This is a genomic window from Pseudomonas sp. ESBL9, assembly GCF_036668715.1.
Classification (GTDB): domain Bacteria; phylum Pseudomonadota; class Gammaproteobacteria; order Pseudomonadales; family Pseudomonadaceae; genus Aquipseudomonas; species Aquipseudomonas lundensis.
In genome coordinates this window covers 468,978-494,643 of the sequence record NZ_JAZEVV010000003.1, presented here as the reverse complement: position 1 = coordinate 494,643, position 25,666 = coordinate 468,978, and the positions used below count along the sequence as shown (strand labels likewise).

The following is a 25,666-nucleotide window of genomic DNA, read 5'->3' as shown; positions in this document are numbered from 1 at the left end:
TTAAACACCGCGCCCCTTCAATCGAGCCGTTGTGCACAGACCGGCACACCGCTCATGGGTGTTCACGCCAAGCACCAAGGCGGCGCATTCGCGTGCACGCAGCGCCTGCACAAGCGCTTTGGTGGTGCATTAAATCGCGCACACAGTCTGCAACCTCCTGATTCAGAGCCTTTGCCCAATCCGGCACAGCCCTTGCTAAAGCCCTTGGCAGTGCAGGTATTGGCTCGCCAACCATCAGAATTTTGGAGATCGCACCATGCAGCGTCGCAGCCTGATCAAAGCTTTCACCCTCACAGCCTCCATCGTGGCCATGGGCATGACCTGGACGGTGCAGGCAGCCGAGACCATCAAGGTCGGCATTCTGCACTCGCTGTCCGGCACCATGGCGATCTCCGAAACGTCGCTCAAAGACATGGCGCTGATGACCATTGATGAGATCAATGCCAAGGGCGGCGTGAACGGCAAGCAGCTTGAAGCCGTCGTGGTCGACCCCGCCTCGAACTGGCCGCTGTTTGCCGAGAAGGGGCGCCAGTTGCTGACCCAAGACAAGGTCGCCGTGGTGTTCGGCTGCTGGACCTCGGTGTCGCGCAAATCGGTATTGCCCGTGTTTGAAGAACTCAACGGTTTGCTGTTCTACCCGGTGCAATACGAAGGCGAAGAAATGTCGCCCAACGTGTTCTACACCGGCGCCGCGCCTAACCAGCAAGCCATCCCGGCCGTCGAGTACCTGATGAGCGAAGACGGCGGCAGCGCCAAACGCTTCGTACTGCTGGGCACCGACTACGTGTACCCGCGCACCACCAACAAAATCTTGCGTGCCTTCCTGCACACCAAAGGCGTGGCGGATAAAGACATCGACGAGGTCTACACCCCGTTCGGCCACAGCGACTACCAGACCATCGTGTCCAACATCAAAAAGTTCTCGGCCGGGGGCAAGACGGCGGTGATTTCAACCGTCAACGGTGACTCCAACGTGCCGTTCTATAAAGAGCTGGCCAACCAGGGCATTAAAGCCACCGACGTGCCGGTAATTGCGTTTTCGGTAGGCGAAGAAGAACTGCGCGGCATCGACACCAAACCGCTGGTAGGCAACCTGGCAGCGTGGAACTACTTCCAGTCGGTGGAAAACCCGGCCAACCAGACATTCGTGGCCGACTGGAAGGCTTACGCCAAACAACACAATCTGCCGGGCGCCGACAAAGCCGTGACCAACGACCCGATGGAGGCCACCTACGTCGGTATCCACTTGTGGGCGCAGGCCGCGGAAAAAGCCAAGTCCACCGACGTGGACAAGGTCCGCGAAGCGCTGGCCGGGCAAACCTTTGCCGCGCCTTCGGGTTACACCCTGACCATGGACGCCACCAACCATCACCTGCACAAGCCGGTGATGATCGGTGAAATCCAGCCGGACGGGCAGTTCAGCGTGGTGTGGCAAACCGACGGCCCGATCCGTGCCCAGCCGTGGAGCCCGTATATCCCGGGCAACGACAAAAAACCGGATCACCCGGTGAAAGGTCAATAACACCGTCAAAGGCCCCTCTTCCCCTCGACCTTCGGGGAGGGAGAGGACGCCGCGCTTACAGGGACGCACACGATGCCCACTGCCTTTTACCGCTTTATCGTTGCCTGCCTGCTGCTCGTGCCGTTGGGTGCGCAGGCCGATGACGCCAGCGACTTTGCCGCCGCCAGCCTGCCCACACAGGTCGCGTTGCTGGAGGGCTGGGCCGCCCAACCCGAGCCTGCGCGAACCACACTGCTCAGCGGGTTACAGAACGGCCAGTTGATCGTCGATGGCCAGCCCAAAACCGTGCGCTTGAACAACCGCCTACGCAGCTTGATCGAGACCGCACTGGCCAGCCATCAACTGCTGGCGGCGGATCCCGCACAGCGCCTGAGCGCCGCGCAACAGTTGCAAAAAACGGCCCGCCCCGCCCAGCTCGCGCTGCTCAATCGTCGCCTGACCCTCGAAACCGATGAGGGTGTACGCGTCGCCCTGAGCCTTGCATTGGCCAACCTGCAACTGGTGGACGCCGACCCCGCTGTGCGGCTGGCGGCGGTGCGCCTGCTGGGCGAAACCGGCGAACCGTTGGCTCGTACCCGGCTTGAAACCTTGCTGCTACCGGACGTCGAAACCGATGCCGGGGTACGCACCGCCGCCGAAACCAGCCTGGCGCAAGTCAAGCGCAAGCTGCTGATCGGCGAACTGCTGGGCCAGGCGTTCAGCGGCCTGTCACTGGGCTCGATCCTGCTGCTGGCGGCCCTCGGTCTGGCGATCACGTTCGGTCTGTTGGGCGTGATCAACATGGCCCACGGCGAAATGCTGATGCTCGGCGCTTACGCCACGTACTGCGTGCAGGTGCTGGTCCAGCGGTTTGCACCCGCCGCCATCGAGTTCTACCCACTGCTGGCGCTGCCCGTGGCGTTTTTCGTCACGGCCGGGGTGGGCATGGTGCTGGAGCGCACGATCATTCGTCACCTCTACGGGCGACCGCTGGAAACCCTGCTCGCGACTTGGGGCATCAGCCTGATCCTGATTCAACTGGTGCGTCTGCTGTTTGGCGCGCAGAACGTCGAAGTGGCCAACCCGGCGTGGCTGTCGGGCGGCGTTCAGGTATTGCCCAACCTGGTGCTGCCGTACAACCGGCTGGTCATCATCGTCTTCGCGCTGGCGGTGGTGTGGCTCACCTGGCTGTTGCTGAACAAAACCCGTCTGGGTCTCAACGTCCGCGCCGTCACCCAAAACCGCACCATGGCCGCCTGCTGTGGCGTGCCCACCGGGCGCGTGGACATGCTCGCCTTCGGCCTCGGCTCGGGCATTGCCGGGCTGGGCGGCGTGGCCCTGAGCCAGATCGGCAATGTCGGCCCCGATCTGGGCCAGGGCTACATCATCGATTCGTTTCTGGTGGTGGTGCTGGGCGGTGTCGGGCAATTGGCGGGCACGGTGTACGCGGCATTGGGACTGGGCATCGCGAACAAAATCCTGGAACCGCAGATCGGTGCGGTGCTCGGCAAAATCCTTATCCTGGGGCTGATCATTCTGTTCATTCAGAAACGCCCGCAAGGCCTTTTCGCGCTTAAAGGACGGGTGATCGACTGATGAACCAGCCATTACTAATCACCGCAACACAAAAAGCCGGACCGACTGCTACGGCGCTGCTCGGCGCGGTCGCACTAGTGGTCCTGCTGGCGTTGCCGGCGCTGTCGTTGCTGCCTGCCGAAAGCCCGCTGCACGTGTCGGCGTATACCTTGACGCTGGTCGGCAAAATCCTGTGTTACGCCATCGTCGCCCTGGCACTGGATCTGGTGTGGGGCTACGCGGGCATGCTGTCTTTGGGCCACGGCCTGTTCTTCGCGCTCGGCGGCTACGCCATGGGCATGTACCTGATGCGTCAGGCGTCGGGCGATGAGCTGCCGGCTTTCATGACCTTCCTGTCATGGACCGAGCTGCCGTGGTACTGGGTGGGCACCGAACACTTCTGGTGGGCCATGTGCCTGGTGGTGCTGGCGCCGGGCTTGCTGGCGCTGGTGTTCGGGTTCTTTGCTTTCCGCTCACGGATCAAGGGCGTGTACTTCTCGATCATGACCCAAGCCCTGACCTTCGCCGGGATGCTGCTGTTTTTTCGCAACGAGACCGGCTTTGGCGGCAACAACGGCTTCACTCACTTTCGAACAATCATGGGCTTCGGCATCACCGAGCCCGCGACCCGCGCAGCGTTGTTTTTCGCCACCGTGGTGCTGTTGGTCAGCAGCCTGTTCCTCGGCTGGCGCCTGGCACGCAGCAAGTTCGGGCGCGTGCTGACCGCCGTGCGCGATGCCGAAAACCGCCTGATGTTCTGCGGCTACGACCCGCGCGGTTTCAAGCTGTTCGTATGGGTGTTGAGCGCGGTGCTGTGTGGCCTGGCTGGCGCGCTGTATGTACCGCAAGTGGGGATCATCAACCCCGGCGAAATGTCGCCCACCAACTCCATTGAAGCGGCGGTGTGGGTGGCGCTGGGCGGGCGCGGCACGCTGATTGGCCCGCTGCTGGGCGCGGGCGTGGTCAACGGCATGAAAAGCTGGTTCACCGTGGCCTTCCCCGAATACTGGCTGTTTTTCCTCGGCGCGCTGTTTATCGTCGTCACGCTGTACCTGCCCAAGGGCGTCATCGGGCTGTGGCACAAAAGGGGTGATCAATGAGAAATGTGTTGCTCGAACCCATGCTCGAACCCAACAAGGATCAGGGCAGCAGCCGCGATGCCATCGGTCTGGGGCAGGCCGCTGGCTCGGGGCTCAATACCCGCCACGGCACAATCCTGACACTGGAAGGCATCAGCGTCAGCTTTGATGGCTTCAAGGCCCTTAACAACCTGAACCTGTACATCGGCGTCGGTGAGTTGCGCTGCATCATCGGCCCTAACGGCGCAGGCAAGACCACGATGATGGACGTCATTACCGGCAAGACGCGCCCCACGGAAGGTCAGGCCTGGTTTGGTGAAACCCTCGACCTGCGGCAGATGAGCGAAGTGCAGATCGCCCAGTCGGGAATTGGCCGCAAGTTCCAGAAACCCACGGTTTTCGAGGCGCTGAGCGTGTTCGAGAACCTGGAGCTGGCGCAAAAAACCGACAAGTCGGTGTGGGCCAGCTTGCGCGCCACACTGACGGGCGAACAAAAAGATCGCATCGACGAGGTCCTGCACACCCTGCGCCTCGCCCACGCGCCGCATCGCCCGGCCGGGCTGCTGTCCCACGGGCAAAAGCAGTTTCTGGAAATCGGCATGTTGCTGGTGCAAGACCCGGCGTTATTGCTACTGGACGAGCCGGTGGCCGGCATGACCGACGCTGAAACCGAGTTCACCGCCGAGCTGTTCAAAAGCCTGGCGGGCAAGCATTCGCTGATGGTCGTGGAACACGACATGGGCTTCGTGGGCTCGATTGCCGACCACGTCACCGTGTTGCATCAGGGCAGCGTGCTGGCCGAGGGGTCGCTGGAACACGTGCAAGCCGATGAACGCGTGATTGAGGTGTATCTGGGTCGTTGAGTCATCGGGCCCGCAGCGGCGCCGTCAAAAGGGGACACACATGTTGAAGGTTGAAAAACTGCATCAGTTCTACGGCGGCAGCCACATCCTGCGCGGGCTGTCGTTTGCCGTCAGCGTCGGTGAGGTCACGTGCCTGCTGGGCCGAAACGGCGTCGGCAAAACCACCCTGCTCAAGTGCCTGATGGGCTTGCTGCCCGTCAAGGAAGGCGACGTGCAATGGGAAGGCCAGACCATCACCTCGCTCAAACCTCACCAACGGGTGCATGCCGGGATTGCCTACGTGCCTCAGGGCCGGGAGATCTTCGGGCGCCTGACGGTGGAAGAAAACCTGTTGATGGGCCTGTCGCGTTTCCCCGGCGCCGAGGCCAAAGCCGTACCGGCGTTCATTTACGAACTGTTTCCAGTGCTACTGGAGATGAAGCATCGACGCGGCGGCGACTTGTCCGGGGGCCAGCAACAACAGCTGGCGATTGGCCGCGCACTGGCCAGCCGCCCACGGTTGTTGATCCTCGACGAACCCACCGAAGGCATCCAGCCCTCGGTCATCAAGGAAATCGGCGCGGTCATCAAGCAACTGGCCGCACGCGGGGATATGGCGATTTTGCTGGTGGAACAGTTTTACGATTTTGCCGAAGAACTGGCCGATCAATACCTGGTGATGTCACGGGGCGAAATCATTCAGCAAGGCCGCGGTGAAAATATGCAAACAGACGGTGTGCGTGGCCTCGTGACGATTTAATCTGTAACTCTTTGCTACCTGGCTGAGCCCCCATGAATCTACCCGCCAATACCGCCCTGTTCACCCCCCACTGGCTCGCCGAGCTGGAGCTGGGCTATGGGCGTTTTGGCGACAGCACGCGCCCCACCCTGCGCCGTCACTGCGGCCCCTTGCGCGTGCAAAAACACCTGTACGCCGAAGGGCCGCAGGTGTGCCAACACATCATCGTGCACCCGCCCGGCGGCATTGCCGGTGGCGATCAGCTCGACATTCGCGCCAGCGTCGGCCCAGATGCCTGGGCGCAACTGACCAGCCCCGGCGCGGCCAAGTGGTATCGCGCGGCAGGCCCGGCCTATCAACGCATTGAGTTAACGGTCGCAGCGGGGGCCACGCTGGAATGGTTGCCCCAGGAAACCATCATCTTCAGCTCGGCCCAGGCCGAACTGAGCACCCGCATCGAGCTGCAAGGCGATGCGCGGCTGTTTTACTGGGACATGATTGCGCTGGGCAGGCAGGCCAGCGGCGAACGGTTCGAGCGCGGGCACTTCCAGTCGCACCTGGATATTCGCCGCGATGGCCAGTTGCTCTGGCATGAGCGCCAGCGCATTGTAGGCGGCGACGGTCTGCTGGACTCGCCCATCGGGCTGGACGGCAACCCGGTGTTTGCGACGCTGCTGGTGACCGGAGACGTCAGCCCCGAATTGCTCGACGCCTGTCGCTCATTGCCTCACCCGGTACGCGGCGACCTGACCCAACTGCCGGGCCTGCTGGTAGCCCGCTGCCTGGCGGGCGAAGCCTTCCAGGCACGCGGCTGGCTGATTGATCTGTGGCGACTGCTGCGTCCCGCGTTGCTGGGCCGTGAAGCCCTTGCGCCGAGAATCTGGAGTACCTGATGCACCGTTACAGTTGTTACGGACAGAGCAAACGCTCCGCTACTTTTTAACTGCCGAACACGGACCCTGACATGGACCTGACCCCCCGCGAAAAAGACAAGATGATGATCTTCACCGCTGGCCTGCTGGCTGAACGAAGGTTGGCGCGCGGCGTGAAACTCAATTACCCGGAAACCATCGCCTTCATCTCGGCCGCCTTGCTGGAAGGCGCACGCGACGGCAAAACGGTGGCCCAGCTGATGCATGAAGGCACCACCCTGCTGACACGCGAACAGGTCATGGAAGGCATCCCGGAAATGATCCCCGACATTCAGGTCGAAGCGACCTTCCCGGACGGCACCAAGCTGGTCACTGTCCATCAACCCATCGCCTGAGGCCGCGTCATGTCTTACGTTATTCGTGATGCCGTCCCGGCTGACTTGCCGGCGATTCGCGATATTTACAACGATGCCGTGCTGAATACCCTCGCCATCTGGAACGAGCAGACCGTCGACCTGCCCAACCGCGAACAATGGTTCAAAGCCCGGCAACAGCAGGGTTATCCCGTTCTGGTGATTGTGGACGACGCCAACGTGCCCTTGGGCTACGCCTCGTTTGGCGACTGGCGCCCGTTTGAAGGGTTTCGCCATACGGTCGAGCACTCGGTGTACGTACACCCCGATCAGCGCGGTAAACGCCTGGGCCCGCAATTGCTCGCCGCCCTGATCGAACGCGCCCGCGGCTGCGGCAAACACGTGATGGTCGCCGCCATTGAAAGCGCCAACGCCGCGTCGATTCACGTGCACAAACAACTCGGTTTCGTGACCAGCGGCCGCCTGCCGCAAGTGGGGATCAAATTCGGCCGCTGGCTGGACCTGACCTTCATGCAGCTAATGATCAACCCCGGCGCCCTTCCCCCGCAGGAGCACGGCCAATGAGCCACGAGCAGGTGTTACAAGTCACCCCGCACACCTTCAATGACTACCGTGAAGGGCTGATCGCCCTGTTGGTCGATGCCGTGCACCACGGCGCATCGGTCGGGTTCATGGACGATCTGGACGTGCCGCAGGCCAGCGCTTACTTCTGCGAGGTGCTGAGCCAACTGGAACACGGCAGCCTGTTGCTGTGGGTCTTGGTCGAAGATCAACGGGTGCTGGCCAGCGTGCAGTTGGCGCTGTGCCAGAAGGCCAATGGCCTGAACCGCGCCGAAGTGCAGAAGCTGCTGGTACTCAACGAAGCGCGCCGCCGTGGGCTGGGCCAGGTGCTGATTCAGGCACTGGAGCACGGCGCGCGTCAGCACAAACGCGGCTTGCTGCACCTCGACACCGAGGCCGGATCGCCCGCCGAAAACTTCTACAGCGCCCTGGGCTATACCCGTGTCGGTGAATTGCCCAACTACTGCCGCAGCCCCGACGGCCACTACAGCCCGACCGCCATCTACTTCAAAACCTTGAGTGAACCGCAATGATTCCGGGCCAATATTGCATTGAGGCGGGCGAGATCGAGCTGAACGCGGGGCGGCGCACGCACACCCTGAGCGTGTCCAATCGGGGTGACCGGCCCATTCAAGTCGGTTCGCACTACCACTTTTTTGAAACCAACGACGCGCTGATGTTCGAGCGCGGCGAAAGCCGTGGCATGCGCCTGAACATCCCGGCGGGCACCGCCGTACGTTTTGAGCCGGGCCAGACCCGCGACGTGGAACTGGTCGAGCTGGCGGGCCTGCGCCGGGTGTTTGGCTTTGCCGGTCGCGTCATGGGCGATCTGGACTGACAGCGACATGTTCACGTGAACGCTCTGTCGCAGCCTCGGGCAGCGACGGGTTTTGACTTAACGCTCAGGAAACCACCATGAAAATATCCCGCCACGCCTATGCCGACATGTTCGGCCCGACTGTGGGTGACAAGGTTCGTCTGGCCGACACCGAGCTGTGGATTGAGGTCGAGCAGGATTTCACCACCTACGGGGAAGAAGTGAAGTTCGGCGGCGGCAAGGTGATCCGCGACGGCATGGGTCAAAGCCAGTTGCTGGCGGCCGAAGTGGCGGACACCGTGATCACCAACGCGCTGATCATCGACCACTGGGGCATCGTCAAAGCCGACGTGGGCCTGAAGAACGGCCGGATCCACGCCATCGGCAAGGCGGGCAACCCGGACGTGCAGCCCGATGTCACCATCGCCATTGGCGCCAGCACCGAAGTGATTGCTGGCGAGGGCATGATCCTCACCGCAGGCGGCATCGACACCCACATTCACTTCATCTGCCCGCAGCAGATCGAAGAAGCGCTCAACAGCGGCGTGACCACCCTGATCGGCGGCGGCACCGGCCCGGCCACCGGCAGCAACGCCACCACCTGCACCCCGGGCCCGTGGCACATGGCGCGCATGCTGCAAGCGGCTGACGCGTTCCCGATGAATATGGGGTTTACCGGCAAGGGCAACGCGAGTTTGCCGCAACCGCTGATCGAGCAAGTCGAAGCGGGCGCCATCGGCCTCAAGCTGCATGAAGACTGGGGCACCACCCCTGCGTCCATCGATAACTGCCTGAATGTGGCCGACCAATACGATGTGCAAGTGGCGATCCACAGCGACACCTTGAACGAGTCCGGCTTTGTCGAAACCACCCTCGCCGCCTTCAAGGGCCGCACCATTCACACCTATCACACCGAAGGCGCGGGCGGCGGGCACGCACCGGACATCATCAAGGCCTGCGGCCTGACCCATGTACTGCCCAGCTCCACCAACCCGACCCGGCCTTTCACCCGCAACACCATCGACGAACACCTCGACATGCTGATGGTCTGCCATCACCTGGACCCGAGCATCGCCGAGGACGTGGCCTTCGCGGAAAGCCGCATCCGCCGCGAGACCATTGCCGCCGAAGACATCTTGCATGACCTCGGGGCATTCTCGATGATCAGTTCCGACAGTCAGGCCATGGGCCGCGTGGGCGAGGTCATCACCCGCACCTGGCAGACCGCCGACAAGATGAAGCAACAACGCGGCCCGTTGCCGGAAGACGCGATTGGCAACGACAACTTTCGCGCCAAACGCTACATCGCCAAATACACCATCAACCCGGCTATTACGCACGGCATCAGCCATGAAGTGGGATCAATAGAAGTCGGTAAATGGGCCGACCTGGTGTTGTGGCGCCCGGCGTTTTTCGGGGTCAAGCCGACGCTGATTCTCAAAGGCGGCGCGATTGCGTCGAGCCTGATGGGCGACGCCAATGCTTCTATTCCGACGCCACAGCCGGTTCACTATCGGCCCATGTTCGCCAGCTACGGCGGCTCGCGCCATGCCACCTGCCTGACCTTTATCAGCCAGGCCGCCGCCGACGCGGGCGTGCCTGAGGCCCTGGGCTTGAAAAAGCACATTGCTGTGGTCAAAGGTTGCCGCGACGTGCAAAAAACCGACCTGATCCACAACGGCTACCTGCCCAACATTGAAGTCGACCCGCAGACTTATCAGGTCAAGGCGGACGGCGTGTTGCTGTGGTGCGAACCGGCCGACGTGTTGCCGATGGCTCAGCGCTACTTTCTGTTTTGACCGGTACGCCCTCACACAAGCACACGCTGGCGTGAGGGTCGTGGTTAAAACGGATGCACCGTCATTTCCCAGTGGGTCAATCGCTGAACCCATGCCTTACAGGCGGCTTTGTAATCTTCACTGATCTTCTCCAGCGATTGTTTATAAGTCTCGTCCGAGGAGGCATGCGCCCCGACTTCAACCTCGTGGGTGAGGGCCATATGCTTTTCCAGGATGGCCGCGAACTGGTGCGCATATTTTTTCTTCAAGAAATCCACCCAAAATTCCCGCTCACAAATTGAGTCGAACAAATTGTGGGTGGAGCGTTCATTGGCCAGCACCCGATACCGCACCCCCTCAATCACCATTTGCGACACATCCGCCAAGTGCTCGTATTCCATCGCCTGCGGTTGAGCCGGCAGCTCCAGCGGCCCCGCCAACGCGATACGAAACGCCAGCCGGAACTCCACTTCGTCCAGTTCATTGAGCTCGCCAAGTTGCTCATCGCGCCCACGGGCATATCGCTCTTGCATCAAATGCCGTGCGATCACTTCAACTTGATCCAGACGATACAAGCTGCGCGCCAAACGCAGCAATTTAAGCTCGCACTCTTCCTCTCCCACCGGCTCCTTGGCCTTTGCCACCAGGGTGAGCACTTCCAGGTCACTGAAAATCAACGCCAGCCCATCCCCGCATGTCGAACCATGACCGGCCCTGAGCATGAGGCTTTCTCGCAGCTCGGTGTCGTCACCCAAGGCCAGTAGCATTGTGCCAACCCGTTCGATCAATGAGTCACGCGTGCTTTCATTGGCGTAGGCCGGGGTGGCTGTCAGGCCCATGAGCACCCGTCGTAAGTCTTGGGTCTGCGGGTCCTGCTCCAGGTTTTGCCAGATCTCCAGTTTTTTGGCCGCCAACGCCTCGGGCCCACCCAAAAACCAGCTATAGCTGCTCGGGTCGGTCAGAAAGCTGTGCCCCCGCGCGGAGACGTAGCCCATGTTAATCCCGGTCCGCTCTGCGTATGAATCCAGCCGTTGCTCACTGACCGGTGTGAGCGGGTTGTCATGCACATAGGTCACCGCATTCAGGCGCTCCTGGGCATTGAAAACCGCATCGGGAATTTGAGTGATGTTGTTTTCACGCAAGTCCAGATAAGCGACGTCATTCAATGTCTCAACGCCTGATGGCCAATGGGTAGTTCCGGTATGCCGCAAGTCAATATGGCGTAAACGCTGCATGCCAGTGACCTCCAGCGTTTGGCCCAAAGGGTTGTTGCCCAGATTCAACTCTCTGAGGGCCGTCAGCCCCGCCAGCGTGCCGACAGTTTCAGGAGTCAGGGCTATTTCATTGTGAGCAAGATTGAGCTTCAACAAACCTTTCATCTGCGTCAGCGCCCGCGGCAACGTGGTGAGGCGGTTGTTTTCCATCGACAACCACCGCAGGTCAGGGAAACATTCCAGAAAACCCTCAGGCACTTCGTTCAACGCCATGTCATCCATGATCAGCACCGATATATGGCGAAAACTGCCCGGCAGCGTCGGCAAGTCACCGACGGGCATGCCGCTGAGGTCCAGCACATAGCGCCGTGCATCAGGCAGATCCTGCGCAGACAGGTCTGCATCCTCCACGTACTCATGCAGGTTGCCGACGTCATCTTCCAGCCGGGTCTCGCGCCGCCACGCCCGACCGATAACGTGACTCGCTGCCCGCTTGATGGTGAGCGGCGAGACGTCTCGGCGGGCAGCCATGGAATACTCCGGCAGCGGCTGGGCAAGCCAACTGCGCAGAGCATCCTGCAGCGCTTCGTACTCCAGTTCCCGGCGTACAAGCTCAGCCTCAGGATTGGCCTTGAGTTTTTCCAGTGCGCGAATGAATGCCTCGCACTGGGTGTGCGTGTATTGCGGGTAGAGGCTTTTTACGCGACGGATCTGAAACGCACTGCGCCCGGCTTGCGAGCCTCTGCCACTCAAGGGATACCCCACGCGCCCACGCGCCAGTTGCATGGGCGATTTGAACCAGGGCTTGATGGGCTGCAACCCCAGTGCAAGGCGGGTTTCGTCAAGGTGGCCATGGGCATAGGCAACCAATTGATCACGCAGCAACGGATCACTTTTCACAAGCGCCAGAGCGCGCAGGGTTTGCGCGCTGTTCAAAAGCGTCCCGTCTTGGGCGCTGCGCAGCAAAGGTTCTTGCTCTGCACTCACATACTGTTTGCCCTGAGCCGTTTTCAAAAAAAACGCACCGATCAATCGAAGGCTTGGGGCGGGGTCTTCAACATCGAGATAACACCCTTCCAGCGCACGCGTGACTTTCAAGGCATGGCTATAGAGCCGCAACTCTTGGGCCAGTCGCAACGGAACCTTCTTGAGGCTGTTCAACGAGCGGACCTCACTGACGCTGGCGTGTCGCAGCACTTCGCTCACAACACTGGCAGGCAGCGCAGGGTTGTGCCTATGAAGGGTTTGCATAGGGCCGTCGGTAAACACTTCGCTTGCCGTGTACGCCTCGCTGAACAGGGTCTTTTTTTGGGTCATCGCGAACGCAGCGACCTTGTTGACCAACGCGTCTGCACGCTGTTGGGGGGTGATTGCGTCAGCCCCAAGAAATGACGCAGCCAAGGCATCGTCCATGGCCGCCGTCAACGCGGTCAGTAAACCCCGCTGCTGCACGTCGGTCATGTTCACGCGCACGGGCGTGCGCCATTCTCCTGCCAGCGCCACATCCAAAATAATGTGCCCGTCAGCCCCCACAATCTGGACCCAGGTGCCTTCTGGCCATCCGGGCATTCGCTCCAGCAAACGCACAAGGTGGCGATTGTCGCTCCATCGCACCGACTCAGACGCCTGCAACCGGTCAACCAGACGCTCAACGTCATCGACCAGCTTCCAGCGTTTGAGGGTATCGAGCACCAGCGCCGGGGGCGGCTCACGATTGGCATGGCTCCAGCGCAGGGCGTCCTCTTGCGCACCCACGATATTCAGCACGCGCTCCACCTCTGACTCACTCAATGCCGACTTATGAGGGGATGCCCGGTGCAACGACTCCACCTTGTCCCATTCACCGGCACGCTCGACGCCCAGAAACCAGCTCCCATGGGCATTGTGTTCAACAACCGGAGCGTAGGCGCCCTGACGCTTGGGATGCTGCACGCGCCAGTGCTGACTGGCCTCGTCATGTTTAATCTCGTACGGCTGGCCTTTGATGTGGACGAACGCGCGGTCTTGGGTGTGGTAAATCCCGTCGTTGTCCGGCTGAAGATGCTCGGGCAACTGAACGTCGCTGATAAACGGCGCGAGATCGACTTTCATCAAACGTGTTTCATCTGCCGCGGTATTCACCCGGCGAAGGGTTTCGATCAACGAGGGGTAGGCAATTTCAGGGTTGAAGGAAGACCACGCGATGGTCGCACGGGCCCCTACGAGCAAGACGATCAGGTTTTGCGCCACAGACTCAAAGTGCGCGAACGCCTGCTTCACCTCGCCATGGGACCAATCCTCGACCCCGACATAAATCTGTGACAGTAACTGCACGCCGGTGGAAAACAGCAAAAGCTCACCAACGAGGGGCACAAAAAAAGCCGCCAGATTCAAAAAAGGCAGGGCGGCTTCAAACAAGGCAGTCAACGGGGTGAGGAGGGAGGTGTCCTGTTCTTGGGTTGGCACCATCACAAAGCGCGCATTGCTCAAAACAGAGTCAATAAATTGTGTATAGAGCGTCACAAACGGCGTGTGACCCGAGTCCGACAACTGAATCTGTAAATCAGGACGAGGCCGCCAAGACTCTACTGATACCAGCGACGTCGTTTTACCTTTGACGCGCAGTGCATGATCAAGTTGTTTGGTAAATTCCGTTTGATAACGCTGTTTCACGGTTTTTATCAATGCCGCTTTAGCCCCCTCTTCACGTAAGCGCACGGCGTAAAGGTCATTGAAACGTTGCAGCGACGCGTATTCATACAAGGGGCGTTCCTGATCGTGCGGGGTATACACAAGGCAAGGCAGTGGATTGTCCGCGTTCTCGGGCGTGGCCATGAACACCAGGACCCCGTGTAACGGGCACCCGGCTTGCCCCACCCCGTCATGTTTAACGCTGAGCATCTTCATGTGAGACACCCGCACCGTGCGCCTGCCCCAACGCGGCTGCGGCTCCCCCCTGACCCACTGCAAGAGCATCTGGTAGGCCGTTACGCCAATCGCATGCGTCAAACAGGCCTGATGACTGAGTAATTCAAGTTGGTTTTTTGCATGGGTTATAAAGTCCGAATAAATACCGTATCCGGAAAGGTCCGTTTGAAAACGGTCGATGCGTTCATAAGGATAAAAAAGAGTTTTCAAGTACGTTTGATACTGGCCGCCCACATTTAATGTTCGGCATAACTGAGCAAAGTGCTGTGGATTTAACCCTGTGCGCTTGGCACTCCCACTGTGTTCCAGAATAAAGGCTACGCCGTTAAAGTCCTGCTCAACTTCTTCCCGTGAGAAGTTCTGCATGGCCGCTTCCAATAACGTCAAATGCGTCATGGAGGTAATCGGTCGCCATTTTGTGGGCAAGACAATATCCAGCGGCTCTCTGATCGCATCTCCCAACGGGTTAAAGGAAAAGCGCTGCACATTGACAAATATATTGCGCTCGCTGTCCACCTCTCGCCCCCATCTGGCTGAAAGCGCCGGGTTCAGCAAGCGCTTGGCAAAGTCGGTAGGGGCAACCACGTGAGAAAGATGCGCGGCGAGTTGCTGTTCGAGGGCATGCGTCGTGATGAACGCCTGAATGACTTTTTGTCGGGTATCGTCATCAGCCTGTAACAGCCAGAGCGGCATGTTTTGTTTGACGGCTTCGGAAGTTTCATCCATGTGCAGCAAGGCCTGAGGATGAAAGGTGTCAGGCGCGGAAGGCTCTTTATTCATATAAAACTCTTTTCTCTGTGTCAGTCCTCCCACATCTAAACCCGATTGCCGTCCTTTAAATAACGCAAAACGTTGCGTTAAATCGAACCTGAACGAGCGAGCTTTTGTATAAAGAGCAGCGATATATAGCCCCTGCCGATTGTTCTTTTCATCTACCCCGCAGGCCCATCCGCCCACTAGGCACGGCCGGTGGCCGCAAGCACGCACTGACCTGCAGCTTATCGGCGAGATTCGCGATCTTGGGGGATTACGATGTACGGCATATTGAGTTGAGGGCGATACTCGCGCATGCGCTAATATGCGTCACCTTTTTTGACTACCGCTCTTACAGCAAGGGTATTTGGGCATGCGCCTATCCGAATTCATCGTGCAAAACGCTGATCGCATCGTCGATGAGTGGGAGCGCTTTGCAGAAACCATTACGCCTGCGGCCGAACACATGGACAGCGTGGCCCTGCGCGACCATGCCAAGGCCATTTTGCTGGCGGCCTCGCGTGACATGACCACCGCCCAGACGGCCAGCGAGCAACAGGCCAAGGCTGAAGGCGAAGGCCCGGATAAAACCCCAAGCCTGGACGAGGCCGCCGCCAGCCATGGCGAGCTGCGCCATACGGTCGGTTTCGATCTGGTCCAGATGACGTCCGAATTCCGGCACCTGCGCGCGTGTGTCATCCGCCTGTGGGTCGACAGCCTGCCATTCCCGGAGCACGGGCACTTTCAGGACATGATCCGCTTCAATGAAGCCATAGATGAAGCGCTGGCCGAATCCACCGCGGCCTACGCCGATCAGGTGAATCGCTCGCGCGACATCTTTCTGGCCATTCTGGGGCACGACCTGCGCGCGCCCCTGCAAGCGGTGAGCATGTCCACCGAGATGCTGGAGCGTAAAGCCAAGCTCGACGCCGATGCCCTGAACTATGTGAACGCCATCAAGAACGGTGCGCGGCACATGGGTTCGATGGTCAGCGATCTGCTGGCATTTGTGCGCAGCCGTCTGGGCAGCCAGTTGCCGATCGAACCGGTGTCCCTGGACCTGGGCGAAGCCTGCCGCGCGGCATTGGCCGAAGCCTGCGCCGGGCAACCGGACTGCGAGCCGGTGTTAACCATTGATGGCCCTGTGCAAGGTGAGTGGGATCGCGGCCTGATCAATCAGTTGCTGCAAAACCTGATTGGCAATGCGCTGCAACATGGCAGCCACAGCCGCGTGGTGACCGTGACACTGACCGGTGGCGCCGAGCAGGTTCTGCTTTCGGTACACAACCGTGGCACGCCCATTGATGAAGGCTCGCTGGCAACCCTGTTTGACCCGCTGGTGCGCAGCCCGAGTGAAGACGTCAGCCTGCCGGGCACATCCACCAGCCTCGGTCTTGGCCTGTACATCGTCAAAGAGTCGGTCAATGCCCACGGCGGCACGATTGAAGTCACTTCAACCGCCGCCGAAGGCACCACCTTTACCGTGGTGTTACCGAAAAAAGCCTGATACCGCGCGCCAGCGACCGCACGTCAGGGCATTAACCCTGTGCAGTCGTTGTCAAGGTACAAGGCTGCCCCTTAAGCCGGTCAGGCGTTGGGGTTGCTGCCCACAAACCGCCCCAGTTGCTGCTTCAGGCGGCGGTTTTCAGACCGCAGGTGCTGCACCTCTTCGAGCAAGTCCAGCGCCAGGGCGACGCCTTCCCATTCCAGCTCCAGGTCTTGATGCAGCTTGGCTGCACGCTTTGCGATGACCAGTTCATAGTCTTCAAAACGCCACGCCTCCGGTGCGTGGCCCTGAGGTTCGATAATTCCGTGTTCGACGATCTCTATCACGTAAGTGGCCGGTAAATTGGCCTCCTCGCAGAACCTTTCCATGTCCAGCTGAACGATCAGGGTGCTGCTCATGATCAATTACTCCATTGGGCTCTCGGATCAAAGGCTGCTTTGTCAGCCAGCTCTTGCCACAAGGTTTTGCTCGCCTCGTCAGTGTGTTTGGGCATGACCACTTTCAATTGGGCATACAAATCGCCGCGCTGACCTTTCTTGTCCATCAAACCATGGCCCTTGATGCGCAAACGCTGGCCGCTCTGGCTGTCCGGACGAATGGTCAGGTTGATCTTGCTGGTCAGCGTCGGCACGGCGACCTTGGTCCCCAATGCGGCTTCCCACGGCGCCAAAGGCACCGTAATCACCAAATCGTGGCCTTCCACGTCGAACTTCGGATGCGGTGCAAACCGAATGATCAGGTATAGATCACCATTGGCCCCGCCGCCCATGCCCGGGCCACCCTGGCCTTTGAGGCGAATGCGTTCGCCGTCGGTCACACCGGCCGGGATCTTCACGTTCAGGGTCTTGCTGGTGCCGCCCACCTGAAAGCTGATCTGCTTGGACTCGCCCGACAGGGTTTCTTCCAGAAAAATCGGTAATTCCATTTCAACATCCTGCCCGCGACGACCCGCGCTGCGGCTTGATTGACCACCAAAGCCATTACCGCGCGAACCGAAGATCGAGCTGAAAAAGTCCGAAAAATCGCCTGCATCTTCGAAGCCGCCACTGGAACGGCCTTGCCAGCCCGGTGGCCCCTGGAACGGCTGGCCGTGCTGACCGTACTTGCGAATTTCATCGTACTCGGCGCGTTTATCGGCGCTTTTCAGCGCTTCATACGCTTCGTTCACGTCCTTGAATTTGCTCTCGGCGTCCTTTTCTTTGCTGACATCCGGGTGATATTTGCGCGCCAGCTTGCGATAAGCGGTCTTGATCGCCTTATCGTCAGCCGTGGGTTCTACACCCAGAATCTTGTAATAGTCTTTGAAGTCCATGTAAGGATCACCATCCGTTATCAATATCGCGCCACTCAGACCACCCACAATGCTTGGGTTAGCCAGTCTGTCGATTGACCGATCTCAATCTTCCGACGCTACGGCGCTGCAAAAGTTTATCGGCAGCCTACGGGCTTCACTCAATTGCCTTACAACCACCAAGCCAATGTCTGGAAGTTTGGGGGTGAAGGATAGTCTTTCAAGGGGATTAAAACCTGCGAATTAACGAATAGTCGTACTTCGATTCTGTGAGCGTCTGACATACACTGCGCGGCCGTTTTTTAACCGGAACACGACAGACATGAAAAACGCCTCTCCGGCACGTGCCTGCGGCATCGACTTCGGCACGTCAAACTCCACCGTCGGCTGGCTGCGTCCAGGCGTGGAAACCCTCATTGCGCTGGAGGACGACAAAATCACCCTGCCCTCGGTGGTGTTCTTCAATATTGAAGAACGCCGCCCGGTGTATGGCCGTCTGGCGCTGCATGAGTACCTGGAAGGCTATGAAGGCCGCCTGATGCGCTCGCTCAAAAGTCTGCTGGGTTCCAAGCTGATCAAGCACGACACCAGTGTTCTGGGCACGGCCATGCCGTTCAAAGACCTGCTGGGGCTGTTTATCGGCCAACTGAAAAAACGCGCTGAAGCCACCGCCGGTCGTGAATTTGAAGAAGTGGTACTCGGCCGCCCGGTGTACTTCGTCGATGACGACCCGCTGGCCGACCAGGAAGCCGAAAACACCCTGACCGACGTGGCCCGTGCCATTGGCTTCAAGGACGTGTCCTTCCAGTACGAACCCATCGCCGCCGCTTTCGACTACGAGTCGACCATCGAGCGCGAAGAGCTGGTGCTGATTGTCGACATCGGCGGCGGTACCTCCGACTTCTCGCTGGTGCGCCTGTCACCCGAGCGGCGCGGCATGGACAACCGCCAGGACGACATTCTGGCCACCGGCGGTGTGCACGTGGGCGGGACCGACTTCGACAAACAATTGAGCCTGCAAGGCGTGATGCCGCTGTTCGGCTACGGCAGCCGCATGAAGAGCGGTGCGTACATGCCCACCAGCCACCACATGAACCTGGCGACCTGGCACACCATCAACTCGGTGTACTCGCAAAAATCCCAACTGGCGTTGGGCAGCATGCGCTACGACATCGAAGACACCGGCGGCATCGACCGCCTGTTCAAGTTGATCGAACAGCGCGCCGGGCACTGGCTGGCAATGGAAATCGAAGAAACCAAAATCGAACTGACCCGCAACGACAGTCGCCACGTGCCGCTGGACCGTATCGAAGCCGGGCTCAACGTTGACCTGAGCCGCGCGCTGTTCGAAGCCTCGATCGACAACCAGCTCGAACGCATCCGCAACAGCGTGACCCAACTGCTGGGCAATGCCGGCGTGGCTGTGGAGCAGGTGGACACGGTGTTCTTCACGGGCGGTTCGAGCGGTATTCCGGCATTGCGCCAGAGCGTTTCGGCCATGCTGCCCAATGCGCGTCATGTTGAAGGCAACATCTTCGGCAGCATCGGCAGCGGTCTGGCGATTGAAGCCAAAAAGCGTTACGGCTGATAGCCCCTCACCCCACCCTCTCCCGCAAGGAGAGGGCTGGGTGAAGACCGGCGATCAGACCAACTCCACCTGCTTCAACTCACTCTTCAAATACGCGTAATAAATCGGCCCGGCCACCACCCCCGGCAGGCCGAACGCGGCTTCGAACACCAGCATCGCCAGCAGCAATTCCCACGACTTGGCACTGATCTGCCCGCCCACAATCTTGGCGTTCAAAAAGTATTCCAGCTTGTGGATAACGATCAGGTAGGCCAAGGCCCCCACCGCCACCCAAATCGACAGCGACAGGCCAACAATGGTGATCAGCGTGTTGGAGATCAGGTTGCCAATCACTGGCAACAGGCCCAGCAGGAAGGTCAGCACGATCAGGGTTTTGGTCAGCGGCAAGTGAACGCCGAACAACGGCAGCACCACGGCCAGGAAGACCCCGGTAAACACGGTATTGAGCAATGCGATTTTGATCTGCGCGAAGACGATGTTGCGAAACGCTTGAACCAGCAGGTGCAGGCGCTCGAACAGCGCGGCAGACAAGGGTTTGCGGCGGCTCACATCAGGGATGCGCTGCAAGGCGATGATGGCGCCCAGTACCATGCCGATCAGCAAGGTCACGAACATGTGCGCTGCGTCTTTGCCCACCAGTTGCAGGTCGCTCAAGTGCTTGTTCATCCACGCCCCGATGGCGACGCGAAACTCCGCCGCACTGGCGGGCAGGTAGCTGTCTAAAAACGGCGGCAACTGGCCACGGGCCTTGTCGACCACGGCCATGAATTTGTTCAAAGAGGCGCCGGGGTTCTCGGCCTCGTGCAGCAAAAAGCTGATGGCACCGGCAAAAATCAGCGCCAGCACACTGACCACCAACGTGCCCAGTAACATCACCGCCAACCAACGCGCACGGCGCCCGGCGATCAGGCGTTGCAGTTGCGGGGTAAGCATGTTGACCAGCTCGTACACCAGCAAACCCGCCAACAGGCTGGGCAACAAGCGCAAAGGAAATACCAGCAACAAGCCGCCCGCAATAATGATGTAGCTGGCCAGCAAGATGTGACGCTGAGAAAACGATGGCATACAGCCTCAAAACAAGCAGGGTAAAAGGACGGGCAGTCTGCCAGCCTTCGACGGGGATCACTACATAATGTGACTGACGGAGGACGGGGCAGGCCCTCTGATCAGCCCTGGCCAAGGCTGCGAACGGTTAGCGCCGCGCTCGAATGAACGCGGTGTCTCGCAACGCTTCGCAGCCTGGGGCAGTGAGAACGCGGGGGCGACAAGTGACTACTTTTTCTTCAGGCAATCGCTCATGAACGCTTTACGCTCATCACCCTTGAGTGCCTGGGTGGTGGCCGTGGCATTGCAGGTTTTCATTTTTTCTTGCTGAGTCATCGCACCGGCAGGCTTGGCTTTGAGGCAACTGCTCATAAAGGCTTTACGCGCGTCGCCTTTGAGGGTTTTGGTACTGGCCTCGGCGTTGCACGCGGTCATTTTGTTTTGTTGGGCCGTGGCCGCAAACCCTTGCGAGCACACCAACACACCCATCAGCAGCAGAGGAACACGCAGCATCTTCATGGAGTTTTCTCCTTGTGGCCGCAGCGGACGCGGCGGACTTCATCGCAGTGTAGACAAACTCTGTTACAGCTTCCTCATGAGCGCTTAAACATGCCGCGCCTTGCGCCGATACTGCTCGGGCGTGCAACAGGCCAGACGCTGAAACATCGCAATAAACGCCGACGCCGTGCTGTAACCCATGTCGAAACCAATGTCTTGCACGCTGCGCGACGACGACTCCAGCGCTTCGATGGCTGCCAGAAAACGCAAGCGCTGGCGCCACTCCCCAAAGCTCATGCCCAGCTCACGCGCGAACAACCGCGCCAACGTACGTTCGCTGACATGCGCCTGCTCGGCCCACTGCCCCAACGGGCGGTTGTCCCCCGGCTGTCGCTGCAAGGCGGCCAGCACCCCTTGCAAACCGGGGTGATTGGCGTAGGGCAAAAAGCATCGATGCACGGCCGCCTGACTCAGTTGGTCGACCAGCACCTGGGCCAGACGCTGGTCGGCTTCGCCTTCGGGAATGTTGACATCGCGGCGGGCGAAGTCGCTAAGGATGGCTTTCAGGATGTCGCTGATCGCCAACGTGACCGGCCGGGGCGGCAGGTGCTGGCAATGCGCTGCGTCCAGATACACCGAACGGTAAACAATGGCCTGGGCATTGTAGGCACTATGCTCGGTATTGGGCGGGATCCATAACGCGTACTGCGGCGGCGACATAAACCGCTGCCCGTCGACCTCAAAACGCATCACGCCATGGGCCACGTAGTCCAGCGACCCCCAGGCATGCCAGTGGGGGCACGCGTGGCTGTGCGCGTCGATTTCGGCGTAACGAAAGTAGACCGGAGCCGGTAATTGATCAAACTCGGGAACGCTGATCAGGTTCTTGCGCATGCTGTCTGGATTCACGAAGAGGTTGGCTGGATCGAAGTATAGGCCTGCGGACAGACAAGCGGATAATCGCGGCTCATTAATCCTGTGGTTGTTCCTGATGCAATACGCTTACCCGCTACTGGCCATTTTTATCTGGGCCGGCAATACCGTGATCAACAAACTCGCCGTGGGGGCGATCTTCCCCTCGGAGATCGGCTTTTATCGTTGGCTGCTGGCCGGGCTGCTGTTTACCCCGTTCATGATCAAACCGGTGCTGGCCAACTGGCCTGTCATCCGCCCCAACCTGGGCAAGATCTTTATCCTCGGCGTGTTGGGCATGGCGGTGTATCAAAGCCTTGCCTACTACGCGGCGGCCCGCACCTCGGCCACCAACATGGGCATCATTTTGTCGCTGATGCCGTTGATGGTGCTCACCCTGTCCATCATCAGCCTCGGCCAGCGCCTGACCGCAGGGGCGCTGGTGGGCGCCGTGCTGTCGTTTTTCGGGGTGCTGGTGGTGGTCTCCAGTGGCAGCCTCGGCACCTTGCTCGATCAAGGCTTGAACCTGGGAGACGCGATGATGCTCGTCGCCACCCTCGCCTACGCGATTTACAGCACCCTGCTCAAGAAGTGGCAACTGCGCCTGCCGCCGTTGCAGATGCTCTACCTGCAAGTGCTGGTGGCGATTGTGGTGCTGCTGCCGTTGTACCTGATCTCGCCCAAGGTCGGCCCGACCGTGCACAACATCGGCCTGGTGCTGTACGCCTGCGTGCTGGCGTCGATGATTGCGCCGTTGGCCTGGATGAAGGCTGTTGCATTGCTGGGGCCGAGCCGCACCACCCTGTTCTTCAACTTGCTGCCCTTGATTACCGCATTGATTGCCGCCGTGGTGCTTAAAGAGCAATTGCACCTGTTCCATCTGGTGGGTGGCGCATTGACGCTGGGCGGGGTGATTCTGTCGGAACGCTGGACCACGCCGGTGCGCAACATCCGATAAAACTTTCTCGGTGCGCTGAACTCACACCCTATGAACCGACTTCGCCAGCAGAGCGAGGCGGCAACCGGATTAGTGAGGAGATTGAAATGACCGAGATAACGTTATCCGACAAGCAAACCCTTCGCGAACGCGCTCGCAAGAACGTCGAAGAAGGTGCCGTAACCGAAGGCTACAGCGCAGACCGCGAAGAAATTCTGCGGTTGCTCAATGAGTCGCTGGCCACCGAACTGGTCTGTGTTCTGCGCTACAAGCGTCATTACTTCATGGCCAGTGGCCTGAAGGCCAGCGTCGCGGCGGATGAGTTCCTGGAGCACGCCAATCAGGAGATGGAACACGCCGACAAACTGGCCGAGCGTATCGTTCAGTTGGGCGGCGAGCCGGAGTTCAACCCTGACCTGCTGTCCAAGAACGCCCACGCCCAATACGTGGCCGGTACGACCTTGAAGGAAATGGTGTACGAGGACCTGGTCGCTGAGCGGATTGCTGTCGACAGCTACCGTGAAATCATTCAGTACATTGGCGACAAAGACCCGACCACCCGCCGGATCTTCGAAGACATCCTCGCGCAAGAGGAAGAGCACGCCGACGACATGGCCGACATTCTGCAAGACCTGTAAGCCTCATCAGGCCTGACAGCGCCCGCCCCCCGTCACGTGGGGGCGGGCTTTTTTGCGGGTTTTTTTGCGTGCTTGAGCCCTCGCCCCCACCCTCTCCCGCGCAGGGAAAAGGTGGGAGTGAGGGCAAGCCTTTACTTCACGGTCTTGGGCACTTTGCCTTGCTGCATCTGTTGCAGCAGCGGTGCGCACTGGTTGGGCTCGTCGCCGCTCGGTGCCACCAACGCCAGCAGTCCGGCTGCCGGGCCAGCAATCACACCCAGAGCGACCATGCCCGCACCGCGCAGCATCAACGGCACGGCTTGCACGCCCGCCGACGGGTTACCAAACGTTCCGCGCACGTACAACGGCGAACGCAGCGAGAACAACCGCAGCCCTTTGGACTCCGGGGTGATTTTCAGGTCCAGTTGCTCGGTGGCGAAGTTAGCCGTGCCGTCGATGTAGATGATCGCGTTCTCGGTGTCGAACACGAACAGCCGCGACGTCGCCAGGCCGTCTTTGATCCCGAAGTCCGCCGCCGCACAGTTGATCTTCACGTCTTCGTCACCAAAGATTTTGCCCACGATGTAGTTGCCCACATTGAGCCCGGCAATTTCCATCAGGCCACGGCTGATGGCGCCGTCGTTGACGATCATTTTCAAGCCGCCATTCGAGGTGGCCAACAACTTGGCCACCGAATTGCCACGCCCGGAGATTTGCGCATCGCCATTGAGCTCACCGAAGCTGGTTTTCATAGGCTCGAAGGTGGGGAACAGTTGCTTGAGTTTGAAATTGCGCGCGGTCAGTTTGGCCCGCCCTTCCAGCGGTGTGCTGCGGCCGTTGAGGCGAATCTGCGCGTCCAGCTTGCCGCCCGCCACGCCGAAACGCAGCGGTTCCAGGCTTAATTGGCCATCGTTCAACACCAGGTGCGTGTAGAGATCGGTAAACGGCAGCTCGGCGCTTTGCACGATGCGTTTGCCGGTGAATTCCACGTCGGCGTCCATATCGCGCCAGCGTTCGGTACGGAACTCTTCCACCGGCAGCACCTTACCCGCCGGTTGCTTGCTCGCGCCACCGCTGGCTTTCGGGGCGTTAGCGGATTTGCTGTTGTCCACGCCGATCAACGGCCCAAGGTCAGCCATCAACAGTTGATTGGACACCAACTTGCCCGACAACGTGGGGCGCGGCTGGCTGGCGGCGTATTTCAGGTCGCCGTGGATGTCACTGTTGCCAATCTTGCCGTTGAAGTTTTCATAGGTGAACACGGCACCGCCCGGCTCATGCAGCTTGGCAATCAAGTGGCCATCTGTGGAATAAGGCGGCGAATCCGGCAATGTCACGCCCGTCAGCGGATAGAGGTTGCTCAAGCTGCTGCCAGCCAGTTTCAGGCGCAGATCAAGCGCCCCCAGGTTGAGCGGGTCCGTGAGGGTGCCGGCCAACGCGACCTTGGTGTCAGCGATGCTGACTTGAGCCTGCAACGGGAAGGGCTGGTTCGCGTCCTGAAGCGCTAACAAGCCACCGATCTTGCCTGTGCCGTCGAGGTTCTGACCGTGGTACTGGCCTTTGACCTTCAACGCGAAGGCGTAGTCCTGCGGAGCAGCGCCCTTTTCTTGCGACTTTTTCGCCTCTTTCTCACCCACGATTTCACTGAACGGAATCGGCTTGCCCAGCGGATCAATCACGACATCCAGCCGGGTTTTCAGGGTCTGGTCATTGAGGGTCACATGGCCCTTGTCGAATTTGATGGCACCGATGTCCACCGTCCAGTTGGAGGGTTCGGCGTCGGGGTCCTTGGGATCGAAAGTGAAGGTCCAGTTCGCTCGACCATCCGCCAAACGCACCAGGTCAGCGCTCGGCTGTACCAAATCAATACGCGGAATGGCAACGGTCTGGGTCAGCAAAGCCAACGGCGACAAACGCGCCTCAACCTTGTTCAAACTGGCCATCTGAGGCGTCTTCGACCACTCGGGGTTGCCCAGCGTCAGGTCTTCAGCGATCACGTGCGGCCACGGCACCCAGGCGCGCCAGCCACCTTCATCGGGCTCACGCTGCCACTGCACAGCCAGATTGCCGTTGATGGCAAACGGGCGATGCAAAATTTCAGAAACCTTAGTGTTGATGGTTGGCTTGAGGCGGTTCCAGTCGAAGGTGGCGATCAGCACCACCAGCACGGCAACCAACAGGGCAAACAGGCCCACAACCCAGGCAAGCACTTTACGGGTGCGCGTCATGACACGGCTCCTTATTACGTCTGAACGTCCAG

At 59.9% G+C, this 25,666-nt stretch carries 22 protein-coding genes; 15 read left to right on the top strand and 7 right to left on the bottom strand.

Features of this window, described 5'->3' with window-relative positions; genetic code table 11:
- Positions 1-256 precede the first annotated feature (256 nt).
- From urtA to ureC, 11 genes are all read left to right on the top strand, one after another.
- A complete protein-coding gene (gene urtA / locus V6F78_RS11840) occupies positions 257-1,522 on the top strand; it encodes an urea ABC transporter substrate-binding protein (protein ID WP_047291858.1) in 1,266 nt (421 codons plus the stop codon).
- Between the two features lie 72 nt (positions 1,523-1,594).
- Positions 1,595-3,097, top strand: coding sequence for an urea ABC transporter permease subunit UrtB (gene urtB / locus V6F78_RS11835; RefSeq protein WP_169840158.1), 1,503 nt, complete (start codon positions 1,595-1,597; stop codon positions 3,095-3,097).
- On the top strand, positions 3,097-4,176 hold the full coding sequence (gene urtC / locus V6F78_RS11830; RefSeq protein WP_332727295.1) for an urea ABC transporter permease subunit UrtC: 1,080 nt from the start codon (positions 3,097-3,099) through the stop codon (positions 4,174-4,176). The genes urtB and urtC overlap by 1 nt, the downstream gene beginning before the upstream one ends.
- Positions 4,173-5,018, top strand: a complete 846-nt coding sequence (gene urtD / locus V6F78_RS11825) for an urea ABC transporter ATP-binding protein UrtD (RefSeq protein WP_332727293.1) — start codon at positions 4,173-4,175, stop codon at positions 5,016-5,018. The genes urtC and urtD overlap by 4 nt, the downstream gene beginning before the upstream one ends.
- Positions 5,019-5,058: 40 nt before the next feature.
- A complete protein-coding gene (gene urtE / locus V6F78_RS11820; protein WP_047279963.1) occupies positions 5,059-5,757 on the top strand; it encodes an urea ABC transporter ATP-binding subunit UrtE in 699 nt (232 codons plus the stop codon).
- Positions 5,758-5,789: 32 nt separating this feature from the next.
- Positions 5,790-6,629, top strand: a complete 840-nt coding sequence (locus V6F78_RS11815) for an urease accessory protein UreD (RefSeq protein ID WP_314398763.1) — start codon at positions 5,790-5,792, stop codon at positions 6,627-6,629.
- 71 nt (positions 6,630-6,700) lie between these two features.
- Complete coding sequence (locus V6F78_RS11810) at positions 6,701-7,003, top strand: urease subunit gamma (protein ID WP_047273174.1); 303 nt, start codon at positions 6,701-6,703, stop codon at positions 7,001-7,003.
- Between the two features lie 9 nt (positions 7,004-7,012).
- Positions 7,013-7,546, top strand: coding sequence for a GNAT family N-acetyltransferase (locus V6F78_RS11805; RefSeq protein ID WP_070414958.1), 534 nt, complete (start codon positions 7,013-7,015; stop codon positions 7,544-7,546).
- A complete protein-coding gene (locus tag V6F78_RS11800; RefSeq protein ID WP_314398759.1) occupies positions 7,543-8,076 on the top strand; it encodes a GNAT family N-acetyltransferase in 534 nt (177 codons plus the stop codon). Before V6F78_RS11805 ends, V6F78_RS11800 begins: the two co-directional genes overlap by 4 nt.
- A complete protein-coding gene (locus V6F78_RS11795; protein WP_070414959.1) occupies positions 8,073-8,381 on the top strand; it encodes an urease subunit beta in 309 nt (102 codons plus the stop codon). The genes V6F78_RS11800 and V6F78_RS11795 overlap by 4 nt, the downstream gene beginning before the upstream one ends.
- 77 nt (positions 8,382-8,458) lie before the next feature.
- Positions 8,459-10,159 carry an urease subunit alpha gene (ureC, locus tag V6F78_RS11790; RefSeq protein ID WP_070414960.1) on the top strand — a complete coding sequence of 567 codons (1,701 nt, stop codon included), beginning with the start codon at positions 8,459-8,461 and terminating at the stop codon, positions 10,157-10,159.
- A 44-nt stretch (positions 10,160-10,203) separates the two neighbouring features.
- Here the strand turns inward: ureC and V6F78_RS11785 are convergent, their stop codons facing one another.
- Positions 10,204-15,039 carry an NEL-type E3 ubiquitin ligase domain-containing protein gene (locus tag V6F78_RS11785; RefSeq protein WP_332727290.1) on the bottom strand — a complete coding sequence of 1,612 codons (4,836 nt, stop codon included), beginning with the start codon at positions 15,037-15,039 and terminating at the stop codon, positions 10,204-10,206.
- A 346-nt stretch (positions 15,040-15,385) separates the two neighbouring features.
- Between V6F78_RS11785 and V6F78_RS11780 the strand changes: the two genes are divergently transcribed.
- Positions 15,386-16,519, top strand: a complete 1,134-nt coding sequence (locus tag V6F78_RS11780; protein WP_169840183.1) for a sensor histidine kinase — start codon at positions 15,386-15,388, stop codon at positions 16,517-16,519.
- Positions 16,520-16,599: 80 nt separating this feature from the next.
- Here V6F78_RS11780 and V6F78_RS11775 read toward each other — a convergent pair whose 3' ends face one another.
- Together V6F78_RS11775 and cbpA are read right to left on the bottom strand one after the other, a co-directional pair.
- The gene (locus V6F78_RS11775; protein ID WP_047282012.1) at positions 16,600-16,917 is read right to left on the bottom strand and encodes a chaperone modulator CbpM; all 318 of its coding nucleotides are present in this window, start codon (positions 16,915-16,917) and stop codon (positions 16,600-16,602) included.
- A gap of 2 nt (positions 16,918-16,919) precedes the next feature.
- Positions 16,920-17,831, bottom strand: a complete 912-nt coding sequence (cbpA, locus tag V6F78_RS11770; protein WP_047273166.1) for a curved DNA-binding protein — start codon at positions 17,829-17,831, stop codon at positions 16,920-16,922.
- A gap of 301 nt (positions 17,832-18,132) precedes the next feature.
- Here cbpA and V6F78_RS11765 point away from each other — a divergent pair, with 301 nt between their 5' ends.
- Positions 18,133-19,398, top strand: a complete 1,266-nt coding sequence (locus V6F78_RS11765; RefSeq protein ID WP_047291694.1) for an Hsp70 family protein — start codon at positions 18,133-18,135, stop codon at positions 19,396-19,398.
- A 54-nt stretch (positions 19,399-19,452) separates the two neighbouring features.
- Here V6F78_RS11765 and V6F78_RS11760 read toward each other — a convergent pair whose 3' ends face one another.
- The 3 genes from V6F78_RS11760 to V6F78_RS11750 all read right to left on the bottom strand — a co-directional run bounded on the left by V6F78_RS11760 (position 19,453) and on the right by V6F78_RS11750 (position 21,834).
- Positions 19,453-20,463 carry an AI-2E family transporter gene (locus V6F78_RS11760; protein WP_047273164.1) on the bottom strand — a complete coding sequence of 337 codons (1,011 nt, stop codon included), beginning with the start codon at positions 20,461-20,463 and terminating at the stop codon, positions 19,453-19,455.
- Positions 20,464-20,670: 207 nt separating this feature from the next.
- A complete protein-coding gene (locus V6F78_RS11755; RefSeq protein ID WP_047291692.1) occupies positions 20,671-20,961 on the bottom strand; it encodes a PsiF family protein in 291 nt (96 codons plus the stop codon).
- Positions 20,962-21,045: 84 nt separating this feature from the next.
- Positions 21,046-21,834 carry an AraC family transcriptional regulator gene (locus tag V6F78_RS11750; RefSeq protein ID WP_332727286.1) on the bottom strand — a complete coding sequence of 263 codons (789 nt, stop codon included), beginning with the start codon at positions 21,832-21,834 and terminating at the stop codon, positions 21,046-21,048.
- Positions 21,835-21,931: 97 nt separating this feature from the next.
- Between V6F78_RS11750 and V6F78_RS11745 the strand changes: the two genes are divergently transcribed.
- Positions 21,932-22,810 carry a DMT family transporter gene (locus V6F78_RS11745; protein ID WP_047273161.1) on the top strand — a complete coding sequence of 293 codons (879 nt, stop codon included), beginning with the start codon at positions 21,932-21,934 and terminating at the stop codon, positions 22,808-22,810.
- An 86-nt stretch (positions 22,811-22,896) separates the two neighbouring features.
- Positions 22,897-23,427, top strand: coding sequence for a ferritin-like domain-containing protein (locus V6F78_RS11740; RefSeq protein WP_047273160.1), 531 nt, complete (start codon positions 22,897-22,899; stop codon positions 23,425-23,427).
- Between the two features lie 131 nt (positions 23,428-23,558).
- Here V6F78_RS11740 and V6F78_RS11735 read toward each other — a convergent pair whose 3' ends face one another.
- On the bottom strand, positions 23,559-25,634 hold the full coding sequence (locus tag V6F78_RS11735) for an AsmA family protein (RefSeq protein WP_047291689.1): 2,076 nt from the start codon (positions 25,632-25,634) through the stop codon (positions 23,559-23,561).
- Positions 25,635-25,666: the final 32 nt, after the last annotated feature.

Coding starts and splice junctions, on each gene's coding strand:
- urtD (WP_332727293.1), top strand. CDS start 4,173: ATGAGAAATGTGTTGCTCGAACCCATGCTCGAACCCAACAAGGATCAG.
- urtA (WP_047291858.1), top strand. CDS start 257: ATGCAGCGTCGCAGCCTGATCAAAGCTTTCACCCTCACAGCCTCCATC.
- V6F78_RS11745 (WP_047273161.1), top strand. CDS start 21,932: ATGCAATACGCTTACCCGCTACTGGCCATTTTTATCTGGGCCGGCAAT.
- V6F78_RS11750 (WP_332727286.1), bottom strand. CDS start 21,834: ATGCGCAAGAACCTGATCAGCGTTCCCGAGTTTGATCAATTACCGGCT.
- V6F78_RS11735 (WP_047291689.1), bottom strand. CDS start 25,634: ATGACGCGCACCCGTAAAGTGCTTGCCTGGGTTGTGGGCCTGTTTGCC.
- urtC (WP_332727295.1), top strand. CDS start 3,097: ATGAACCAGCCATTACTAATCACCGCAACACAAAAAGCCGGACCGACT.
- V6F78_RS11780 (WP_169840183.1), top strand. CDS start 15,386: ATGCGCCTATCCGAATTCATCGTGCAAAACGCTGATCGCATCGTCGAT.
- urtB (WP_169840158.1), top strand. CDS start 1,595: ATGCCCACTGCCTTTTACCGCTTTATCGTTGCCTGCCTGCTGCTCGTG.
- V6F78_RS11800 (WP_314398759.1), top strand. CDS start 7,543: ATGAGCCACGAGCAGGTGTTACAAGTCACCCCGCACACCTTCAATGAC.
- V6F78_RS11740 (WP_047273160.1), top strand. CDS start 22,897: ATGACCGAGATAACGTTATCCGACAAGCAAACCCTTCGCGAACGCGCT.
- V6F78_RS11760 (WP_047273164.1), bottom strand. CDS start 20,463: ATGCCATCGTTTTCTCAGCGTCACATCTTGCTGGCCAGCTACATCATT.
- V6F78_RS11805 (WP_070414958.1), top strand. CDS start 7,013: ATGTCTTACGTTATTCGTGATGCCGTCCCGGCTGACTTGCCGGCGATT.
- V6F78_RS11775 (WP_047282012.1), bottom strand. CDS start 16,917: ATGAGCAGCACCCTGATCGTTCAGCTGGACATGGAAAGGTTCTGCGAG.
- V6F78_RS11795 (WP_070414959.1), top strand. CDS start 8,073: ATGATTCCGGGCCAATATTGCATTGAGGCGGGCGAGATCGAGCTGAAC.
- urtE (WP_047279963.1), top strand. CDS start 5,059: ATGTTGAAGGTTGAAAAACTGCATCAGTTCTACGGCGGCAGCCACATC.
- V6F78_RS11815 (WP_314398763.1), top strand. CDS start 5,790: ATGAATCTACCCGCCAATACCGCCCTGTTCACCCCCCACTGGCTCGCC.
- ureC (WP_070414960.1), top strand. CDS start 8,459: ATGAAAATATCCCGCCACGCCTATGCCGACATGTTCGGCCCGACTGTG.
- V6F78_RS11765 (WP_047291694.1), top strand. CDS start 18,133: ATGAAAAACGCCTCTCCGGCACGTGCCTGCGGCATCGACTTCGGCACG.
- V6F78_RS11755 (WP_047291692.1), bottom strand. CDS start 20,961: ATGAAGATGCTGCGTGTTCCTCTGCTGCTGATGGGTGTGTTGGTGTGC.
- V6F78_RS11785 (WP_332727290.1), bottom strand. CDS start 15,039: ATGAATAAAGAGCCTTCCGCGCCTGACACCTTTCATCCTCAGGCCTTG.
- cbpA (WP_047273166.1), bottom strand. CDS start 17,831: ATGGACTTCAAAGACTATTACAAGATTCTGGGTGTAGAACCCACGGCT.
- V6F78_RS11810 (WP_047273174.1), top strand. CDS start 6,701: ATGGACCTGACCCCCCGCGAAAAAGACAAGATGATGATCTTCACCGCT.